At 68.5% G+C, this 18,178-nt stretch carries 16 protein-coding genes; 5 read left to right on the forward strand and 11 right to left on the reverse strand.

The window, feature by feature from the left end; genetic code table 11:
* Positions 1-4: 4 nt before the first annotated feature.
* On the forward strand, positions 5-1,624 hold the full coding sequence (locus tag CBM2588_RS22435; RefSeq protein ID WP_147298425.1) for a mannosyltransferase family protein: 1,620 nt from the start codon (positions 5-7) through the stop codon (positions 1,622-1,624).
* Between the two features lie 30 nt (positions 1,625-1,654).
* Here the strand turns inward: CBM2588_RS22435 and CBM2588_RS22440 are convergent, their stop codons facing one another.
* From CBM2588_RS22440 to CBM2588_RS22470, 7 genes are all read right to left on the reverse strand, one after another.
* A complete protein-coding gene (locus CBM2588_RS22440) occupies positions 1,655-3,145 on the reverse strand; it encodes a M81 family metallopeptidase (RefSeq protein ID WP_115682553.1) in 1,491 nt (496 codons plus the stop codon).
* 19 nt (positions 3,146-3,164) lie between these two features.
* Positions 3,165-4,448 carry a Zn-dependent hydrolase gene (locus CBM2588_RS22445; RefSeq protein ID WP_115682554.1) on the reverse strand — a complete coding sequence of 428 codons (1,284 nt, stop codon included), beginning with the start codon at positions 4,446-4,448 and terminating at the stop codon, positions 3,165-3,167.
* A gap of 48 nt (positions 4,449-4,496) precedes the next feature.
* Entirely contained in the window at positions 4,497-5,201 is a 705-nt protein-coding gene (locus CBM2588_RS22450) for an ABC transporter ATP-binding protein (protein WP_062803034.1), read from the reverse strand.
* The gene (locus CBM2588_RS22455) at positions 5,198-5,974 is read right to left on the reverse strand and encodes an ABC transporter ATP-binding protein (RefSeq protein WP_115682555.1); all 777 of its coding nucleotides are present in this window, start codon (positions 5,972-5,974) and stop codon (positions 5,198-5,200) included. The genes CBM2588_RS22450 and CBM2588_RS22455 overlap by 4 nt, the downstream gene beginning before the upstream one ends.
* On the reverse strand, positions 5,971-6,969 hold the full coding sequence (locus tag CBM2588_RS22460) for a branched-chain amino acid ABC transporter permease (RefSeq protein WP_115682556.1): 999 nt from the start codon (positions 6,967-6,969) through the stop codon (positions 5,971-5,973). The genes CBM2588_RS22455 and CBM2588_RS22460 overlap by 4 nt, the downstream gene beginning before the upstream one ends.
* A complete protein-coding gene (locus CBM2588_RS22465) occupies positions 6,966-7,823 on the reverse strand; it encodes a branched-chain amino acid ABC transporter permease (protein ID WP_112776597.1) in 858 nt (285 codons plus the stop codon). Before CBM2588_RS22465 ends, CBM2588_RS22460 begins: the two co-directional genes overlap by 4 nt.
* Before the next feature lie 111 nt (positions 7,824-7,934).
* Complete coding sequence (locus CBM2588_RS22470; RefSeq protein ID WP_115682557.1) at positions 7,935-9,137, reverse strand: ABC transporter substrate-binding protein; 1,203 nt, start codon at positions 9,135-9,137, stop codon at positions 7,935-7,937.
* Positions 9,138-9,566: 429 nt separating this feature from the next.
* Here CBM2588_RS22470 and CBM2588_RS22475 point away from each other — a divergent pair, with 429 nt between their 5' ends.
* A complete protein-coding gene (locus CBM2588_RS22475) occupies positions 9,567-10,391 on the forward strand; it encodes a FadR/GntR family transcriptional regulator (protein WP_025585039.1) in 825 nt (274 codons plus the stop codon).
* Positions 10,392-10,419: 28 nt separating this feature from the next.
* Here CBM2588_RS22475 and CBM2588_RS22480 read toward each other — a convergent pair whose 3' ends face one another.
* The 3 genes from CBM2588_RS22480 to CBM2588_RS22490 are packed head-to-tail and all read right to left on the reverse strand — an operon-like array spanning position 10,420 to position 13,716.
* A complete protein-coding gene (locus CBM2588_RS22480) occupies positions 10,420-11,634 on the reverse strand; it encodes a PLP-dependent aminotransferase family protein (protein ID WP_115682558.1) in 1,215 nt (404 codons plus the stop codon).
* A gap of 13 nt (positions 11,635-11,647) precedes the next feature.
* A complete protein-coding gene (locus CBM2588_RS22485; RefSeq protein WP_115683692.1) occupies positions 11,648-12,670 on the reverse strand; it encodes a DUF1338 domain-containing protein in 1,023 nt (340 codons plus the stop codon).
* 53 nt (positions 12,671-12,723) lie between these two features.
* Positions 12,724-13,716, reverse strand: a complete 993-nt coding sequence (locus CBM2588_RS22490; protein ID WP_115682559.1) for a Bug family tripartite tricarboxylate transporter substrate binding protein — start codon at positions 13,714-13,716, stop codon at positions 12,724-12,726.
* A gap of 162 nt (positions 13,717-13,878) precedes the next feature.
* Here CBM2588_RS22490 and CBM2588_RS22495 point away from each other — a divergent pair, with 162 nt between their 5' ends.
* On the forward strand, positions 13,879-14,820 hold the full coding sequence (locus tag CBM2588_RS22495; protein WP_115682560.1) for a LysR substrate-binding domain-containing protein: 942 nt from the start codon (positions 13,879-13,881) through the stop codon (positions 14,818-14,820).
* A 20-nt stretch (positions 14,821-14,840) separates the two neighbouring features.
* Here CBM2588_RS22495 and CBM2588_RS22500 read toward each other — a convergent pair whose 3' ends face one another.
* Positions 14,841-15,392 carry a MarR family winged helix-turn-helix transcriptional regulator gene (locus tag CBM2588_RS22500; RefSeq protein ID WP_115682561.1) on the reverse strand — a complete coding sequence of 184 codons (552 nt, stop codon included), beginning with the start codon at positions 15,390-15,392 and terminating at the stop codon, positions 14,841-14,843.
* Positions 15,393-15,488: 96 nt separating this feature from the next.
* On the opposite strand from CBM2588_RS22500, the gene CBM2588_RS22505 reads away from it, so the two are divergent.
* Both CBM2588_RS22505 and CBM2588_RS22510 read left to right on the forward strand, forming a co-directional pair.
* Positions 15,489-16,466 carry a Bug family tripartite tricarboxylate transporter substrate binding protein gene (locus CBM2588_RS22505; RefSeq protein WP_115682562.1) on the forward strand — a complete coding sequence of 326 codons (978 nt, stop codon included), beginning with the start codon at positions 15,489-15,491 and terminating at the stop codon, positions 16,464-16,466.
* Between the two features lie 34 nt (positions 16,467-16,500).
* Positions 16,501-18,069 (forward strand): sulfatase-like hydrolase/transferase, encoded by a 1,569-nt coding sequence (locus CBM2588_RS22510; RefSeq protein WP_115682563.1) that lies wholly within the window; start codon positions 16,501-16,503, stop codon positions 18,067-18,069.
* Positions 18,070-18,178: the final 109 nt, after the last annotated feature.

The following is an 18,178-nucleotide window of genomic DNA, read 5'->3' on the forward strand; positions in this document are numbered from 1 at the left end:
GGTGATGTACCAGATCCTGGCCGCGGTATTTCGACCGCTGCGCTCCCCTCTTCGCATGCCAAGTGGCAAGCTCGCAGCCAGGCATGCGGATACCGTGCCAAGCAAAACCGCCAAGCTGCATATCGCCACGGCAGTCGCCCTCGTTACGCTCGTCGTCTTCTGGTTCCTCGGACGCGGTCTCGTTGTCGGGACGCTTGCCAACGTAGAACAGCTGACCGGCCACTATGTAGCCACCGCATTCGCCTGGGCAAGCCCGGCGGCTCATCTCAAGCCCGAGCTCCTGGCTGGTTCCGGCGCCTTGCAACTGACGGGTCATGCGCCGCATGATCAGCGCTGGACCCTGCGCTGCGGCAACGCTCTGGAACTTGTCATAGAGCGGCCCGCCGGCCTGTTTCGCCAGTGGATTCCGCTGGTGTCAGCGTGCGAGAGTTCCGGCCTGTCGATTCGCTCTGACTGGTCAATGGTTCCCGCTGACGGCTCGGGGGCCCGCGATCCGCGCCAGCTTTCCTTTCAGGTCTTCGAAGTCCGCGACAACGCCGGGCCGATACCGCTGGCACGCCTCGTTTCGGCATCGACCGGCTTCTTTGAGGTCGAGAAGCACGATTTCGGCACCTCGGCAGAGCATGTTCTCACCTCCCGCTGGGATGCCGACTGGTACCGCCGCATTGCAACCCATGGCTACCACTACGACGGTGACAGCGGCAGGCAGCAAAGCGTCGCCTGGCCGTTCCTGTACCCCATGGCCGTGAAGGCATTGGCTGCCGTGCTCGGCAAACCGGTAACGTCGATGATGCTGGCATTCAATGCCGTGTGTCTTCTCCTTGCACTCGCGCTACTGTTCGCCATCGGCCGCACCGCGGGCCTCGACGCTGGTCCGGCGCTCATTGCACCCGCGTGGCTGGTGTTCAATCCGTTCGCATTCTTTCTGGTAGGAGGCTTCTCCGAGTCGCTGTTCCTGCTGCTCGAGTGCGCGGTCGTGTTGTCGCTGCTCTATCGGCGTTACTGGCTAGGCGCCTGGGCCGTGGCACTGCTGACCGCAACGCGTTTTATCGGATTGCTGTCCGTGCTCTGGCTGGTCCACGGCATCTGGTCCGACAGGACCTCGAGCCCGCGCAAGCGGATCCTCCAATCCCTTGCCGTGGCTGGAATCGCGATGCTGGGAGTGGTGGGCGACATGGCTGTCAAATGGATGCAAACCGGTTTTCCCCTTGCTGCCTTTACGGTGCGCAAGGCGTGGCAGGTTACCCCACCAGCCCAGTGGCTGGGCATGCTCGATCTCGGGACATTGTTCGAGGGTGAATACCTGGCCCTCGTCCTCCCGGGGCTGCTGGTCTTCCTCTCGTGCATCGCCGCACTTTGCAAGGCCATCCGGCAGTCTTGCCGTGCGGCGGCCATGCTGATTGGCATTGGCATCACGCTGGTAGGCGGAACGCTTCTGCTGAATCCCGAATTGCACTCGGTGGGACGCTACCTGCTGCCATTGGCGCCGTCCATCGTGGGGGTGCTCGCGTTGGGCCGGGGTCATGGCAGGCTGGTCGCTTGTGCAGGGGTTATCACGGCGGCTGGGGCGGCAGCCATGCCATTCATCGTGCAGCGCATTGCCATCGGATGGCCGCCTTATTGAATTCCGGACGGAAGCTCGCGGCAAGCACTCCTATCCCGCCCAGGCAACGCTGTCATCCAGCGGATAAACCGGCCTCTCAACCCGCCTGAACGGAAACCGCTCATAGCGCGAACTGGTAACCCCCTCCCCGTCGCACTCGACCACCGCCTTGGCAATCGGCACGAACATCGGCCTGCAGTACATGCGCGACTTCAGCAGCAGGAACCTGGCCCGGTGCGGATCGATGCCGATATGGGTGAAGATCCCCAGGTCCCAGTGCTCTTGCGGGGTCTCGGTCACGATCACCTGCGCCGCGCCGATGTCGAGCAAGGCGGTGCGTCCCATGCGGACGCGTTGCCCGGTGTAGGTCGGCCCGGTGATGGTGTACTCGCCGTCGGTGATCGCGCTGACCGTGCCGGTCAGCGGCCGGCTCTCGGGATAGACCTCCAGTTGGGGCAACGCCACCTTGTCGCCGACCGGCAGCGTGATGCTGGCCCCGACGCCGGCGTCGACCAGCGCGGCCACCGCTTCCGGGTCGCACACGGGTCCGACCGCGATGCCGGTCAGGCCCTGCGCCAGTGCTTCGTGCAGTACCGCCATGTTGTCGCAGGTGCCGCCGGACATGCAGTTGTCGCCATGGTCGAGCAGCAGCACCGGCCTTGCATCGGCACGGTCCGCGCTGTCGGCAAGCTGCGCGGCGCGCGCGATGGAGCTGGCGAGCGGCTCGGCCTGGTAGGCGAAGGCGTCGCGCTCGGCCCAGGCCTGCGCCGCGATCCGGCTCGCAACCTCGTCGGCCCTGGCCGGGTCGCCGTCGCCGACGACAATCACGCTCAGGCAAGGCGCGGCGATGTCGGCCAGGCCGAAGCCGGCCAGCACCGACACCGCCAGCATGCCGTCCCGCTCGGCCTCGCGCGCCAGCGCGACGGCGCGCTGCATGGCGCCTTCGTCGGTGCGGCTGCGCAGGGTGTGGGTGATCAGCGGCGGGCGCCGCCACGCCATCACCGGGCGCACGCGCCCGGCAATCATGTCGAGCAAGAGGCGGCCGGCATGGGCGCCGGCTTCATACATGTCCACGTGCGGATAGGTCTTGAAGCTGACCGCGATGTCGGCATGGTCGACCAGCGCCTGCGTGATGTTGCCGTGCAGGTCCAGCGCGACCGCGACCGGCGCATGCGGCAGCACGGCACGCAGGCGGCGCAGCAGGTCGCCTTCGCCGTCGTCGCTGTTCTCGGCCACCATCGCGCCGTGCAGGTCCAGCATCACCGCATCGCAGCCCTCGGCGGCGGCGATGATGGTGTCGCACAGGTGGGTATAGGCCGCGGCGGCGACGCGGCCGCTCGGGTTGGCGCCGGCGATCACGGGTACCACGATCTCGGCGCCGGCGGCTTCGGCCAGGTCGATGAAGGCGGCGGCCGCGGTGCGGGTGCCTTTGGCGACACGATAGGCGGCGTCGCCATAGGCCGGCGCGAACGCAGCCAGCGGCGTCGGCACCGGCGAAAAGGTATTGGTCTCGTGATTGAGTCGGGCAATCAGGATTTTCATCGGGCAGTCCGTTCCGGGTTCAGGGTCGCGTGGCGGCATCGAGCATGGCGTGCAGCAGCACGTTGCAGCCGGCCTCGAGGTGCTCGGGCCGGGCATCTTCGATTTCGTTGTGGCTGATGCCGTCCTTGCACGGCACGAAGATCATCGCCGCCGGGGCGACGCGGGCCAGGTAGACCGCGTCATGGCCGGCGCCGCTGATCACGTCCATGGCGGAATGGCCAAGCCGTTGCGCGCCGTTGCGCACCGCCTCGACCAGCCGCGCATCGAACGGCTGCGGCGGAAAGTACACCACCTGCCGCAGATCGATGGCGATGCCGCTGCGCGCCGCCAGTGCGGCAACCTGCGTACGCAACGCCGCGTCCATCGCCGACAGCAACGTGTCGTCGCCGGCGCGCAGGTCCACTGTCATCGTGACCTTGCCGGGGATGACGTTGCGCGAATCGGGATGCACGCCGAGGCAACCCACCGTACCGCGGCCATGCGGGGGATGATCGAGCGCGATGCGGTTGATGATGCCGACCAGCTCCGACGCCGCCAGCAGCGCGTCCTTGCGCAGCGCCATCGGCGTGGGGCCGGCATGCGCTTCCATCCCGGTCAGCACCACGTCGTACCAGCGCTGGCCGAGCGCGCCCGTGACCACGCCGATGGTGGTGTCGTTGGCCTCCAGCACCGGGCCTTGTTCGATATGCGCTTCAAAGTAGGCGCCGACCGCTCGCGCACCAACCGGTTCCGGCCCGGCATAGCCGATGGCCTGCAGCGCGTGGCCGACGCTGATGCCGTCGCGGTCGCGCTGCTGCAGCACGTCCGCCAGCGCAAACTCGCCGATGAACGCGCCCGAGCCCATCATCACCGGCACGAAGCGCGAGCCTTCCTCGTTGGTCCAGACCGCGACCTCCAGCGGGGCGTCGGTGACGATGCCGGCGTCGGCCAGCGTGCGCAGCACTTCGATGCCGGCGAACACGCCGTAGTTGCCGTCGAACTTGCCGCCGGTCGGCTGGGTGTCGATATGGCTGCCGGTCATCACCGGCGGCAGGGTGTCGTCGCGCCCGGCGCGCCGCGCGAAGATATTGCCGATGGCATCGACGCGGATCGTGCATCCGGCCGCCTGGGCCTCGGCGACGAAGAAGTCGCGGCCCTGGCGGTCCAGGTCGGTCAGCGCCAGCCGGCACACGCCGCCCCTGGGCGTGGCGCCGATGGTGGCCAGGCGCATCAGGGTGTCCCACAGGCGCTGGCCGTCGATGCGCAGGTCGGCGCGCGCGCCGGCGCTCGCCGCGGCCGCGCGCGCTGCTTGCAATGTCGTCATGTCATTCCTCGTATCGGTCGGCCGGCATTGCGGCCTCCAAAATCGGGTTCAAGCCGCCAGGCCGACGCCGAGATAGCGGTCCTTGACCGCCTCGTCGGCGCGGAACGCGTCGTTGCTGCCGGTGTAGACCACCCTGCCCTGCTCGATGATCACGTGGCGGTCAGCCAGCTGCGTGCAGACCTCCAGGTTCTGCTCCACCAGCAGGATCGGCACGCCGGCGGCCTTGATGACCTTGAGCTGCGCCACGATCTCTTCCACGATCACCGGGGCCAGCCCTTCGACCGGCTCGTCGAGCATCAGCAGGCGCGGATGGTTCATCATGGCGCGCCCGATCGCGAGCATCTGCTGTTCGCCGCCGGACAGCTGCGCGCCGCCGTTGCCGCGCCGCTCGCGCAGGCGCGGGAAGATGCGGTAGATGTCCTGCAGCTGCCACGGCGAGTCGCGGCGCGCGGCCAGCTTGAGGTTCTCTTCCACCGTCAGCAGCTTGAAGATGCCGCGGTGCTCGGGCACCAGGCACAGGCCTTCGGCGGCAATACGGTGCGGCGGCATGCCGGCGACGTCCTTGCCGCGGAAGATGACGCGCCCGCCGCGCGGCTGGACTACGCCGGCGATGGCCTTGAGCGTGGTCGACTTGCCGGCGCCGTTGCGCCCCAGCAGCGTGACCAGCTCGCCTTCGCCGACCGCCAGCGACACGCCCTGCAGCACATGGCTCTTGCCGTAGTAGCCATGGATCTCCTGTACATCGAGCATCATCCCTTGCCTCCGGTAATCATGTTGCCCAGATAGGCGGCGCGCACGCGCGGGTCGCCCCGCACGGCCGCGGGCGGCCCTTCCATCAGGACCTTGCCTTGCTGCATCACCGTGACGGTGTCCGAGATATCCATGACGATGTCCATGTTGTGTTCGATCAGCACGACGGTGTGGTCCTGCGCCAGCCCGCGGATCAGGCGCTTCATCGCGCCGAGGTCGTCGACGCCCATGCCCGAGGTGGGCTCGTCCAGGAAGATCGCGCGCGGCCGCGCCGCCAGCGCCATGCCGACTTCCAGGCGGCGTTGCTGGCCGTGCGACAGCGCGCCCGCCGCGCTGTCGGCGACCCGCGCCAACTCCAGCCGTTCCAGCACCTGGTCGACCACCTCGCCGCAGGCGAGTTCGCCCACCGGCAGGCGCCATCCGCTCATGGCCTTGCGCGGCGACGTGCCCAGCGCGGCCAGGCGCAGGTTCTCGCGCACCGGCAGGCTCGGGAACAGGCTGGTGACCTGGAACGAACGCGCGATGCCGCGCTGCACGCGCTGGTAGTCGGCCTCGGCGGTGACGTCCTTGCCGTCGAAGACGATGCGGCCGGCGCTGACTTCCTTGGTGCCGGTCAGCATGTGGAACAGCGTGGTCTTGCCGGCGCCGTTGGGGCCGATCACCGAATGGATCGTGCCCGGCATCACGCGCAGGTCGACCCCGCCGAGCGCCATGAACTTGCCGTACTGCTTGACGATGCCGGTGGCTTCGAGGATGGGAGTGGTGTTGGTGTTCATGCGCGTTCCTCCTGCGTGACGGGCGCGCGGCGTGCGCCGCGCAGGCGATCCCATGCCGCGGCGCCCAGCCCCCACAGCCCGCGCTGCATGAACAGGCTGACGGCGATCAGCAGGAAACCGAGCAGCATCAGCCAGCGCGGCCACAGCGTCGACAGCCAGTCCGCCAGCAGCACGTAGAAGGCGGCGCCCAGCACCGAGGCAAAGATATTGCCGGTGCCGCCGATCACGGTCATCACCAGGATCATCTCGCTGGCGTGGTAGTCGATATTGGTCAGCGGCGCGATGCCGGTCAGCATCGCATGCAGCGCGCCGGCCAGCCCGGTGACCGCGCCGGACACCATGAAGGCCAGCAGCTTGAATGCCTTGACGTTGTAGCCGACCGCCAGGGCGCGCTCTTCGTTGTCGCGGATCGCCAGCAGCGTGCGTCCCAGCACCGACTCGGTCACGCGTAGCACCGCAAGGAAGACCGCCAGGAACAGCACCGCGACGAAACCATAGAACTGCCACGGCGATGCCAGCGACACCAGCGCATTACCGGCGACGGACAAGGGCGGACGCGGGATGTCCAGCAGGCCGTTGTCGCCGCCGGTGATGCCGGGCGCCGTATAGGCGAGGAAGTAGAACATCTGCGCGAACGCGAGCGTCAGCATCACGAAGTAGGTACCGCGCTGGCGGATGGCGAACCAGCCGACCAGCGCCGCCGCGGCCGCGCCGATCGCGATCGCCAGCAGCAGCGCCAGCGGCACCGGCAGGCTGGCGCGCGTCAATGCCAGCCCCACCGCATAGCTGCCCAGCCCGAAGAAGATGCCCTGGCCGAACGACAGCAGGCCGGTGTAGCCGAGCAGCAGGTTGCACGCCATCGCCGCCATCGCGTAGATCAGCACTTCGGTGGCGAGCGTGCCGGAGCGCATCGTCAGCGGCAGCAGCAGCGTGACGCCAAGTGCCAGCCACCAGAAGCGGTAGCGCAGGAGCCATTGTCTTTGCATCGCAATCATCCCCTCCCCAGCAAGCCATGCGGACGCAGCAGCAGCACCGCGGCCATGGCGACATAGATCATCAGCCGCGCGCCCTCGGGCCACAGCGTGCTCATCAGGCTCTGCACCACCCCCACCAGCAAGCCGCCCACCAGCGCGCCGGTGAAGCTGCCCATGCCGCCGACCACGACCACGATAAAGGCCACGCCCAGCGCCTCGACGCCCATGAACGGCTCGGCGCCGCGGATCGGCGCGGCCAGCACGCCGGCGATCGCCGCGGTGGCGGCACCCAGCGCGAACATCAGGCTGAACAGCCGGAACACGTTGATGCCGAGCAGCGACACCATTTCGGTCGATTCGCTGCCCGCGCGCACCGCGCTGCCCAGGCGCGTGCCTTCCAGCAGCCACCACAGGCCGATGGCCAGCAGGCCGGTGAAGCCGATCACGAACAGGCGGTACTTGGGATAGACGAAGTCGCCCCACATCACCACGCCCTGCAGCGCATCCGGCGGCGGCACGTCGACGCCGAGCGGCCCCCAGCCGACGATGATGAGTTCCTGGATGGCCAGCGCCAGGCCCACCGTGACCAGGATGTGGAACTCGTGCGGCTGCGCATAGACGTGGCGCAGCATGACCTTCTCGGTCAGCCAGGCCAGCGCGCCGATGATGATCGGGGCGAATACCAGCGCCACCCAGAAGTTCATCCCGATCTGCAGCGCCTGGAAGCAGAGGTAGGCGCCCAGCGCATAGAAGGCGCCATGCGCAAAATTGACGAAGCGCAACAGGCCGAACACGATCGACAGCCCTACCGCCAGCAGGAAGTAGAGCATGCCTATCCCAACGCCGTTGATCACCTGCAACAGATAGACGTTCATGAGTCGTACGGATGTAGGAAGCCTCCATGCCGCGCGGGACTGCGCGGCACGGTGCTTCGGTGTGCTTCAGTGTGTGATTCGGCGGGGCGGCCGCCCCGCGGTGTCAGGGCATCAGGCCATCTTGCACTGGGTCTGCTCGACCGGCAGGAAGGCCTTGCCGACGCTGACGATCTCGGCGTAGTCGTCTTTATCCTTCATGCGCGACTTGGCCTTGCCCTTGAGCAGGTAGTAGTTCTTCAGCACCTGGTGGTCGGCGGCGCGGATTTCCTCCGGCCCGGTCAGGCCCTCGTACTTCATGCCCTCGAGCGCGGCGACCACCGCCTTCGGATCGGCGCTGCCGGCCTTGATCATGCCGTCCACCATGATCTTGGTGCAGATGTACGAGCCCGCCAGGCTGTAGTTGGGATTGGACTTGAACTTGGCCTGGGTGCGCTTGACCAGGTCGCGGTTCAGCGGCGTATCGACGCCGTGCCAGTACTGCGCGCCGAAGTAAACGCCCTCGCACAGGTCAGCACCGAGCGACTCGAATTGCTCCAGCCCCGAGGCCCACGCCAGCAGGATGGTGGTGTTCTTCTTCATGCCGAAGCTGACTGCCTGGCGCAGCGTGTCGGCGGATTGCGAGCCGAAGTTCAGGATCAGCAGCACGTCCGGCTTGGCGGCCAGCGCATTGGTCAGGTAGCCGCTGAACTCTTTCTCGGTCAGGGCGTGGTAGCTGTTGCCCACGTGCTCGATGCCCTTCTCCTTGAAGATCGCCTTCGCCGCCGACAGCAACCCGTCGCCAAACACGTATTGCGGCGTGATGGTGTACCAGCGCTTCGCCTTGGGCATCGATTCGATCAGCGGCCGCACGGTGCGCTCGATCGCGCCGAAGGTCGGCACCGACCAGCGGAAAGTGGCGCGGTTGCAGTCCTTGCCGGTGATCTCGTCGGCCCCCGCGGTGGTCACGAACACGCCGCCGAATTTCTCCGCCTCCTTGCCCATGGCCAGCGATTCGGACGACAGGATGCCGCCCGCGAAATAGCGCGCCGCCTTCTGCTGCGCCAGCTCCTGCACCTTGCGCACCGCGGTGGCGGGCTTGCCTTCGGTATCGAGCACGCTGTAGCGCAGCGGCCGGCCCAGCACCTGGCCGTACTGGTCGATGGCGAGCCGCATGCCCAGGTCGGCGAATTTGCCGTTGGCGGCGAAGGCGCCCGACATCGGCACCGGGCAGCCGAATTCCAGTGCTTCGCCGGCGGCAAGGGCGCTGCGGCCATGGATCAGGGAGGTGGGAACGGCGGACAACGCCGCCAGTTTCAGCAGGTCACGACGATTCAAGGCTCACTCCTCGTTATGTGGGGATCGGGCTGCACGGGGCGAAAGTCTGGCCAACGCCATGGCCTGGCGCTGCGCCGTCTCCCCGACATGCTGGTGACTTTCGCCCGGCGCCGAGACTGCCCGAGCAAGAATCGAACCTGTTTATTCTATTTATACGTATAAATAGAATAGAATCATCTTAGGAGTCGGCCGGAATCGTTGTCAACAAAGGAAAGGTCAGGGTTTACGCACCCTCGGCGCAGCGGCTCAACTGCCCTGCGCAAGGGGGCGAAGGCGGGACCGCAAGGTGCCAGCCGAACCCCGGCCATGCCAGCCAATCGGGCAGCGTGCACAGGGCTGGGGCAAGGTGCGACGCCTGCGCCGGCGCGCTTGGCTAGAATGCAAGCGCCCGCGCCTCCATGGCTTGCGGCGCATGACAAGGAAAGAGCAATGGCGATGTTTCGGGAGGGCAAGACCGGGGCCATCGAGATCCGCAAGCAGAAGCGCGCGGACCTGGTGGCGGAAGAGCTCAAGCGGCTGATTACCCAGCGCAACCTGCGCCCGGGCGACAAGCTGCCGCACGAGGTCAAGCTGCAGCAGATGTTCTCGGTCAGCAAGAGCACCATCCGCGAGGCACTGAAGTCGCTCGAGGTACAGGGCCTGATCCGGGTCAGCACCGGGCCGGCGGGCGGCGGCACGATCGTCGAAGTGCCGCTGGACCGCACCTTCCAGCTGATGCAGAACTACCTGTTCTTCAAGGACGTCGGCATTGCCGATATCTACACCGTGCGCCGGCTGCTGGAGCCGGAGCTGGCCGCAGGCGCGGTGCCGCATCTGACCGATGACGATTTCAAGGCGCTGGAGCGCACCATCGACCTGTGCGACCCTGCGTCGGCCGCGGCGGCGACCCCATTGCTGGACCAGCGCCAGGAAGACCTGACCTTCCACGACATCCTGGCCGCCGCCAATCCCAACCCGATGCTGCGGTTCTCATGCGAGCTGATCAACGAAATGATTCGCCAGCTGGTGGTGTTCGGCAACGACACCCCTGCGTGCGAGCACGAGAAATTCGGCGCGGCCAACGTCAAGTTCCACAAGCGCATTGTCGAGGCGGCACGCCAGCGCGACGCCGAGACGGTGCGCGCGCTGATGTCGGCGCATATGGAAGAGTGCACGCATTACGTCACGCGCATGAACGGGCGGGTCCACGGCCGCCTGGTGCTGGACTCCGAGATGCCGCGGCGCGGCCGGATGCTGCCGGCGGACGACGAATGAACCCCGGGCCGGCGCACCCGCGATCGCGTCAGCCAGCCGCGTCCAGGCGCGCCGCCGCCCGCTTCAGCCGCGCCACGCCTGCGGCGATCTGCTCCGGCGCCGCGCCCGCGAACGACAGCCGGAACGCGGGCCGTGCGCGGCGCTGCGCGTAGAAGCCGGCCCCGGGTACGAACAACACCTTTTCGGCGATCGCATGCGGCAGCAGCGCGGCGGCATCGTCGACGCCCTCCAGCGCAGCCCACAGGAACATGCCGCCAGCCGGCAAGGCAAAGCGGATCCGCTCGCCGAAGGCCTGCCACAGCGCCTGGGCGAGCCGGTCGCGCTTGTCGCGGTAGAACGCGATCTCCCGCTCCACCTGCGCCGGCAGCCGCCCGTCCGCCAGGTATTGCGCGACCGCCAGCTGGATCCACGGCGGCGTGCAGAGATCCGACACCTGCTTGGCAATCACCGCGCGGCGGATGATTTCCGGCGCGGCCACCATCCAGCCGATGCGCAGGCCGGGCGCCAGCGTCTTAGACAGGCTGGCCAGGTGCACCAGCCACGGACGGGCGCCGGGCACCTGGTCGCACAGCGCCAGCAGCGACGGCGGCGCGGCGCCGTCGAAACTCAGCGCGCCATAGGGATCGTCTTCGACCAGCACCACCTGGTGCCGCGCCGCCAGCTCCAGCAGCCGCAGCCGGCGCGCGTGCGACAGCGTGGCGCCGGTCGGGTTGGCGAAGGTCGGCACGGTGTAGATCAGCCGCGGGCGCGCCGCGCCGTCGGCCAGCATCGCCGCGAGCGCGTCGACGTCCATGCCGTGCTGGTCCGACGGCACGCCGCGCACGTCGGCGCCCGCCAGCCGCAGCGCCTGCAATGTCGCCGAATAGGTCGGCTCCTCGACCAGCACCACGCTGCCCGGCTCGACCAGCGCGCGCACCAGGAAATCGAAGCCCTGCTGCGAGCCGCTGGTGACCAGCAGCTGGTCCCGCGTCACGGCGGCACCGCGCCCGGCCATCAGCGCAACCAGGGCGTCGCGCAGCACGGGCGCGCCTTCGGTGGCGCCGTACTGCAGGCATTCGGCGGGCCGCTCGCGCAGCGCCTGCGCGGACGCGGCGCCGATGCCGTCGGCATCGAACAGCGCGGCGGACGGGTAGCCGCCCGCGAAGGAGATCATCTCCGGATCCGACAGGTACTTGAACAGCTCGCGGATCGGCGAGCCTTCCGGCTCGCGCAGCGCGGGAACGAACGGGTAGGCGACGGTCATGGTCGGCTCGGCGTCAGCATGCCGCGGCGGTCATCTTGAAGATGCCCTGCGCATTGCCCGCATCGAAGCCCAGGTCGGTGCGCGTGACCGCCTGCGCGTCATCGACGTAGCGGTCGCGGGTGATGAACTCGTAGAACGAGCCCGGCACCTCGCGCACCACCTCGGCGCCGTCCGCGCCGACAAAGGCACGGCGCACCGGGTCGGCGCGGAACGCGGTCTGGCGCACGCGGCCGCTGCGCGACACTTCCACCTTGTCCTTGATCGGACGGCCCAGGCGCTTCTGCGCCTCGGCCAGGGCGAACACGTCTTCGACGCGGTCGGTGGCGTGGTTGAAGGCATTGCCCTCGGTGGCGATCCACGCCATCTCGGCCGATTCGGCCAGCAGGGCCTCGTAATCGGCCAGCCGCGGCGCTGCGTGATGGCGTTCGAAGCAGCGCGCCAGCGCACCGATCAGCTCGCCGGCATCCGCCAGCGGCAACGACCCTTCGCGCTCGAGCTCCCACAGCAGGGCCTGCGCGCGCGGCGTCAGCGGATCGACCGAAGTTTCCAGGACGCGGCTGACGGCCTGCTGGAAGCCTTCACTGAAACGCTCCGGGTGCAGTTCGCTGACAAAGAACTGCGCGATCTCTTCCGGCGCGTCTTCATGCGCGTACGAGCGCCCGGTCATGCCGATGCGGTCGAGCGGATAGGTGCCGTTGAGGCGGTAGCCCAGCGGACGCAGGATGCGCGTGAAGGCGGCCTCGCCGGCTGGCAGCGCGCCGTGGTCGGGCCAGCGCACGGTGCGCAGCGCGCCATGGTCGAAGTGGACCTTGCCGCCCGCTGCGGCCACGTCTTCGGTGTAGGCCTTGCCGGTCGGCACGCGCTCCAGGATGCCGGCGAACAGCACCAGGTTCAGCGCATGGGCAATCTCCGCGCGCGACGGGCGCCCGGCTGCGCCGGCCGGCAGCTGCGTGGGCGCGCTCACCAGCGCGGACAGGCGCTCGGCGCCGGTGGCGCCAAGGTGCAGGGAAACGAGTTGGTTGATGTTGTTGCTCATGATGCAGGTAAGGCTCATCGGCCGGATAACGAGATGGAAATCAATGACGGCTTTCAGTCCACCGAAGCGCCGGACAGGCGCACGATCTCGCCCCACTTCTGGCGGTCTTTCTTCAGCACCTCGGCGAAGGCTTCGGGAGTGCTCGGCGCGGGTTCCGCGCCGAGGTCGCGCATGCGGGACTGCACGGCGGGATCGCCGAGCGCGCGCGCCAGGTCCTGGCTGATCTTCTGCGCCACCGCGCTGGATACGCCGCGCGGCGCCAGCAGGCCGAACCAGGGGCTGGCGTCGAAGCCCGGCACCGGACCGGCGGCGGCCACGGTCGGCACGTTGGGCAGCGCCGACGAGCGCGCCGGCGTGGTCACCGCCAGCGCCTTGAGCTTGCCGGAGCGCACGAACGGCAGCGACGCCGGCAGGTTGTCGAACATCACGTCGACGCTGCCGCCCATCAGGTCGGCAATCGCCGGGCTGCTGCCCTTGTAGGCGACGTGGCTCATCTCGGTGCCGGTCATGCGCTGGAACAGCTCGCCGGCCAGGTGCGTCGAGGTGCCGTTGCCCGCCGACGCCATGTTGACGCGCTTCGGGTTGGCCTTCAGGTAGGTAATGAACTCGGCCAGCGTCTGCACGTGCGCGCGCTCGGCAAAGGCGGGCGACAGCACCACCACGTTGGGCACGCGCGCCACCATCGTCACCGGCGCGAAATCGGCCACGGCGTCATAGGGCAGCTTCTTGTACAGGGTGGGATTGATGCCGAACTCGCCCACCGAGCCCATCAGCAGCGTATAGCCGTCGGCGGTGGACTTGGCGGCGACGCCGGTGCCCACGATGCCGCCCGCCCCGGGCCGGTTCTCCACCAGCACCGGTTGCTTCCACTGCAGCGCGAGCCGTTCGCCGACCAGCCGCGCCACCATGTCGGTGGTGCCGCCCGGCGGGTACGGCACGATGATGCGGACGGGCTTGGCGGGGAAATCCTCGGCGGCGACGATGCCGGATAGGGTCATGCCAAAGGCAAAAGTGCCGGCGGCCAGCGCGCTGAACAAGCGTTTCATTGTTGTTTTCCTGTCTACCTGATGGTTGTCGTTATGGCGGTGCCGCGATGGTGGGGGCCGCGGCACCAGGGCTGAATCATTTCTCATCAAGTCCGCCGGTTCAAGCGAGATTTCGGTATAGGATGATGACTTTATGTCATCAACTACCCTTCCCTTCCCGCGATGCGGCAACGCCTTCCCAGCCTTTCCAGCCTGCGCGCCTTCGAAGCCGCCGCGCTGCACCTCAACCTGCGCCGCGCCGCCGCCGACCTGTTCATCACGGAAAGCGCGGTATCGCGCCAGATTGCCGCGCTGGAAGGCCTGCTCGGCGTGCAACTGTTTCACCGCGCCAACCAGCGCATCACGCTGACCGCGGCCGGTGCGCTCTACAGCGTCCAGGTGCGCGAGATGCTGCGCAAGCTGCAGCGCGACACGCTGGAGGTGATGGCGCATGAAGGCGCGGGCGGCACCGTCGAGCTGGCGTGCGTGCCGACCCTGGCGGTCGAATGGCTGATCCCGCGCCTGCCCGATTTCTACGCGCGCCATCCCCGGGTGGTGGTCAATATCAGCGCCCAGTCCGACGTGTTCCTGTTCGACGGCACACCCTACGATGCGGCGATCCACTTCGGCGAAGCGGTCTATCCCGGCGCGCGGGCGGATCTGTTGTTCCGCGAGGAATCCGTGGCGGTGTGCCACCCCCAGCTGTTCGGCCGCAAGAAGCGCCTCGACGCGAGCGACATCGCGCATGCGCCGCTGCTGCACCTGGCCACGCGCAGTTTTGGCTGGAAGCAATGGATGGAGGCGGCCGGCATCGACGACGTCAACGCCATGCGCGGCGCCCGCTTCGACCACCACAGCATGGTGATCGCCGCGGCGCGGGCCGGCCTGGGCATCGGCCTGGTGCCGCGCTTCCTGGTGGAAGAGTACCTGGCGAGCGGGCAACTGGTGAGCCCCGTGGCCCGCTCGCTGCGCTCCACCAGCGCGTATTACCTGGTCCAGCCCGATACGCGCCCGATGAGCCATGCCATGCAGCATCTGCGCGCGTGGCTGCTGGAGGCGGCCTCGGCATTTGCCGAGGGCCAGGGCGTGGGATCCGCGGGCCCCAAGTCAGCAGCGCGGGGTTGAAGGCTGCAGGCGTGCGCGGCCTACCCCTTGTCCCCGCGCCACACCCGCTGCAGCTCCCACGCCGGCGCCACGCCCGCCGGCTGCGGCAAGGCCTGGGCCTCGGCCAGCATGGCGCCGGCCTGCGCCTGCAGCTTGTCGAGGCAGCGCGACAGCACCCGCGCCTCTTCGGCCGTCAGGCAGGCGGCCAATTGCGTATTGAAGTCGCGCGCCTGCGCAAAGGCGGCGCGGTAGACCGCGTCGCCCTCCTCCGTCAGCGTGAACGCGGCCGCGCGCCGGTCCTGCGCGCGCGTTTCCCGGCGCACCAGGCCACGTTCCACCAGCGCGTGCACGGCGCGGCTGGCCAGCACCTTGTCGAGGCCGGCACTCTGCGCCAGTTCGGTCAGCCGCGTGCCGGGCTGCTCCCCCAGGAAGGAAATCATGCGCCATTCGCGCCGCGTCACGCCCGCCCGCGCGCGCAGGTGCAGCGCGGCCGCGCCCAGCGCCACGCGGTTCAGATGGTAGACCCGGTAGTTGATGAAATCGGCCAGCCGGCGGGGCCGCTGCAGGCGGTTGCCGTCGTTGTCGCGCGCCATGCCACACCCTGGATTTAGTTGACTTTGTCAATTATATCGGCGGGTGTTAGCTTCCTCTCCATGCCGGCCGCCGGCACATAACAGACAGGAGACACCGTGAGCCCCAACAACCTCGTTCCCCGCCTCGTCGCATGCCTGCTGGCAGTCGCCGCGGCCTGGTCCGCGCCGGCCGGCGCGCAGTCGGACCGGCCGCTGCGCATCCTGGTGGGCTACCCCGCCGGCGGCACCGCCGACCTGGCCGCACGCCTGGTGGGCGACAAGCTGCGCGAGACCCTGAACCAGACCGTGGTGATCGAGAACAAGCCCGGCGCCGGCGGGCGGCTGGTGATGGACTACGCGCGCACGCAGCCGGCCGATGGCAATACGCTGGTGGTGGCCAACTCGGCGGTGATGACCATCGCGCCGCTGGTCTACCGCAAGCTCAACTACGATATCCAGCGCGATTTCACGCCGGTGGCGCAGGCCGCCAACTTCCAGCTGGCGCTGGCCACCGGTCCGGGCAGCCCGGCGCGCACGCTGAAGGATTACGTGGCGTGGCTCAGGGCCGCAGCGCAGAACAACTCCTACGCCTCGCCCGCGCTCGGCAGCATTCCGCATTTCTTCGGGCTGATGATCGGCAAGCAGGTGGGCGTCGACATGCTGCACGTGCCGTTCAACGGCTCGGCGCCGCTGATGAGCGCACTGGTCGGCGGGCAGGTGCCGGCCTCGGTCGACACCCTCGCCGACCTGACCGAGATGCACCGCGCCGGCAAGATCCGGGTGCTGGCAACCTCGGGCACGCACCGCTCGGTGGCGCTGCCGGACGTGCCCACCTTCACGGAACTCGGCTACCAGGGCATCGAGGGCGAAGGCCGCTATGGCGTGCTGGCGCCGGCAGGCACGCCGCGCGCGGCGCTGGCGCGGCTCAACGCCGCCATCGTCAAGGCGGTGCAATCGCCCGACGTGCGCGAAAAATTCCTGAAGCTCGGGCTCGAACCCGCCACCGGGCCGGCCGAGGCCTTCGCCGGGGTGCTGAAGGCCGACGCCGCCAAATGGGCGCCGGTGGTCAAGGCCTCGGGCTATACCGGCGACTGACACCGCCAGCCGGCTTCCCGCAACCTTACCGACCATGACGATCCGCAATACCCTCTTCATCATGTGCGACCAGCTGCGGCGCGACCATCTCGGTTGCTACGGGCACCCGACGCTGCGCACGCGCAATATCGATGCCCTGGCCGCACGCGGCGTGCGCTTCGACCGCGCCTATGTCACCTCCGGCGTCTGCGGCCCCAGCCGCATGAGCTTCTACACCGGCCGCTACGTCAGCAGCCACGGTGCCACCTGGAACCGCGTGCCGCTGTCGGTCGGAGAAGTCACGCTGGGCGAATACCTGAAGGACAGCGGCCGCGCGCTGGCGCTGGCGGGCAAGACCCATGTGATGCCCGACCACGCGAACCTGAAGCGGCTGCACCTGGACGGCGGCACCGAGCTGGAGACGCTGCTGCGCAGCGGCCACTTCACCGAAGTCGACCGCCACGACGGCCACCATGCCGAGCCGCGCAGCGCCTATGCCGACTGGCTGCGCCGGCAAGGCTACGACAGCGCCGACCCGTGGACCGACTATGTGATCAGCGCCGAGAATGCGCACGGCGAGATCGTCTCGGGCTGGCACATGCGCAATGCCGGGCTGCCCGCGCGGGTGGCCGAGCCGCATTCCGAGACCGCCTACACCGTCGGCCAGGCGATGCAGTACATCGCCGCGCGCGGCGACGATCCGTGGGTGCTGCACCTGTCGCTGGTCAAGCCGCACTGGCCCTACCTTGCACCCGCGCCGTACCACGCCGCCTATTCGCTGGACGACTGCCTGCCGCTGCAGCGCCACCACGCCGAACTGGAAGACCCGCACCCGGTGCTGTCGGCCTATCGGACGCAGGAGGAATGCGCCAACTTCATGCGCGCCGAGGTCTCGGACACCGTGCGCCCCGCCTACCAGGGCCTGATCCAGCAGATCGACGACCGGCTGGGGCTGCTGTGGGAACAGCTGGACCGGCTGGGGCGCTGGGACGACACGCTGATCGTCTTCACCGCCGACCATGGCGACTTCCTCGGCGACCACTGGCTGGGCGAGAAGGAGCAGTTCTACGACACCGTGCAGAACATTCCGCTGATCGTCTACGACCCCTCGCCGCAGGCCGATGCGACCCGCGGCACCGCGCAGGACAGCCTGGTCAGCGCGGTCGACGTGGTGCCGACGGTGCTCGATGCGCTGGGCCTGCCGCCCGCTGACCACCGCGTCGAAGGCCGCTCGCTGCTGGACCTGACGCGCGCCACCGAGCGCGACGGTGCCGGTGCGTGGCGCGATGCAGTGGTCTCCGAGCTGGACTATGCCTATCGCGGCGCGCGCGTCGCGCTGGGCCGCCATCCCGGCGAATGCCGCGCCTGGATGGTGCGCGACGCGCGCTGGAAATACGTGCACTGGCTGGGCTTCCGGCCGCAGCTGTTCGACCTGCACAACGATCCGCAGGAGTACTTCGACCTGGGCTCCGACCCCGGGCATGAAGCCGTGCGCAGCGCCATGCGGCTGCGCCTGCTGGACTGGTTCTGCACCCTCAAGCCGCGCGTCACGGTGACCAACGAGGAGGTCGCGGCCAAGACCAATGTGTACAAGCAGGCCGGCGTGTTCTTCGGCGTCTGGTAATCCGATCGCTGCCGCCCTGGCCTGAGCGCCCGGTGCCGGTTGCCTGAAAAAGTTGCACGGTTTGCCTGTCGATACTGCAACCGTGTGCCGCGACCGGCATCTCAGGCCG

Source organism: Cupriavidus taiwanensis (assembly GCF_900250075.1).
Taxonomy (GTDB): domain Bacteria; phylum Pseudomonadota; class Gammaproteobacteria; order Burkholderiales; family Burkholderiaceae; genus Cupriavidus; species Cupriavidus taiwanensis_C.

Coding starts and splice junctions, on each gene's coding strand:
- CBM2588_RS22435 (WP_147298425.1), top strand. CDS start 5: ATGTACCAGATCCTGGCCGCGGTATTTCGACCGCTGCGCTCCCCTCTT.
- CBM2588_RS22440 (WP_115682553.1), bottom strand. CDS start 3,145: ATGAAAATCCTGATTGCCCGACTCAATCACGAGACCAATACCTTTTCG.
- CBM2588_RS22445 (WP_115682554.1), bottom strand. CDS start 4,448: ATGACGACATTGCAAGCAGCGCGCGCGGCCGCGGCGAGCGCCGGCGCG.
- CBM2588_RS22450 (WP_062803034.1), bottom strand. CDS start 5,201: ATGATGCTCGATGTACAGGAGATCCATGGCTACTACGGCAAGAGCCAT.
- CBM2588_RS22455 (WP_115682555.1), bottom strand. CDS start 5,974: ATGAACACCAACACCACTCCCATCCTCGAAGCCACCGGCATCGTCAAG.
- CBM2588_RS22460 (WP_115682556.1), bottom strand. CDS start 6,969: ATGATTGCGATGCAAAGACAATGGCTCCTGCGCTACCGCTTCTGGTGG.
- CBM2588_RS22465 (WP_112776597.1), bottom strand. CDS start 7,823: ATGAACGTCTATCTGTTGCAGGTGATCAACGGCGTTGGGATAGGCATG.
- CBM2588_RS22475 (WP_025585039.1), top strand. CDS start 9,567: ATGGCGATGTTTCGGGAGGGCAAGACCGGGGCCATCGAGATCCGCAAG.
- CBM2588_RS22480 (WP_115682558.1), bottom strand. CDS start 11,634: ATGACCGTCGCCTACCCGTTCGTTCCCGCGCTGCGCGAGCCGGAAGGC.
- CBM2588_RS22485 (WP_115683692.1), bottom strand. CDS start 12,670: ATGAGCAACAACATCAACCAACTCGTTTCCCTGCACCTTGGCGCCACC.
- CBM2588_RS22490 (WP_115682559.1), bottom strand. CDS start 13,716: ATGAAACGCTTGTTCAGCGCGCTGGCCGCCGGCACTTTTGCCTTTGGC.
- CBM2588_RS22495 (WP_115682560.1), top strand. CDS start 13,879: ATGCGGCAACGCCTTCCCAGCCTTTCCAGCCTGCGCGCCTTCGAAGCC.
- CBM2588_RS22500 (WP_115682561.1), bottom strand. CDS start 15,392: ATGGCGCGCGACAACGACGGCAACCGCCTGCAGCGGCCCCGCCGGCTG.
- CBM2588_RS22510 (WP_115682563.1), top strand. CDS start 16,501: ATGACGATCCGCAATACCCTCTTCATCATGTGCGACCAGCTGCGGCGC.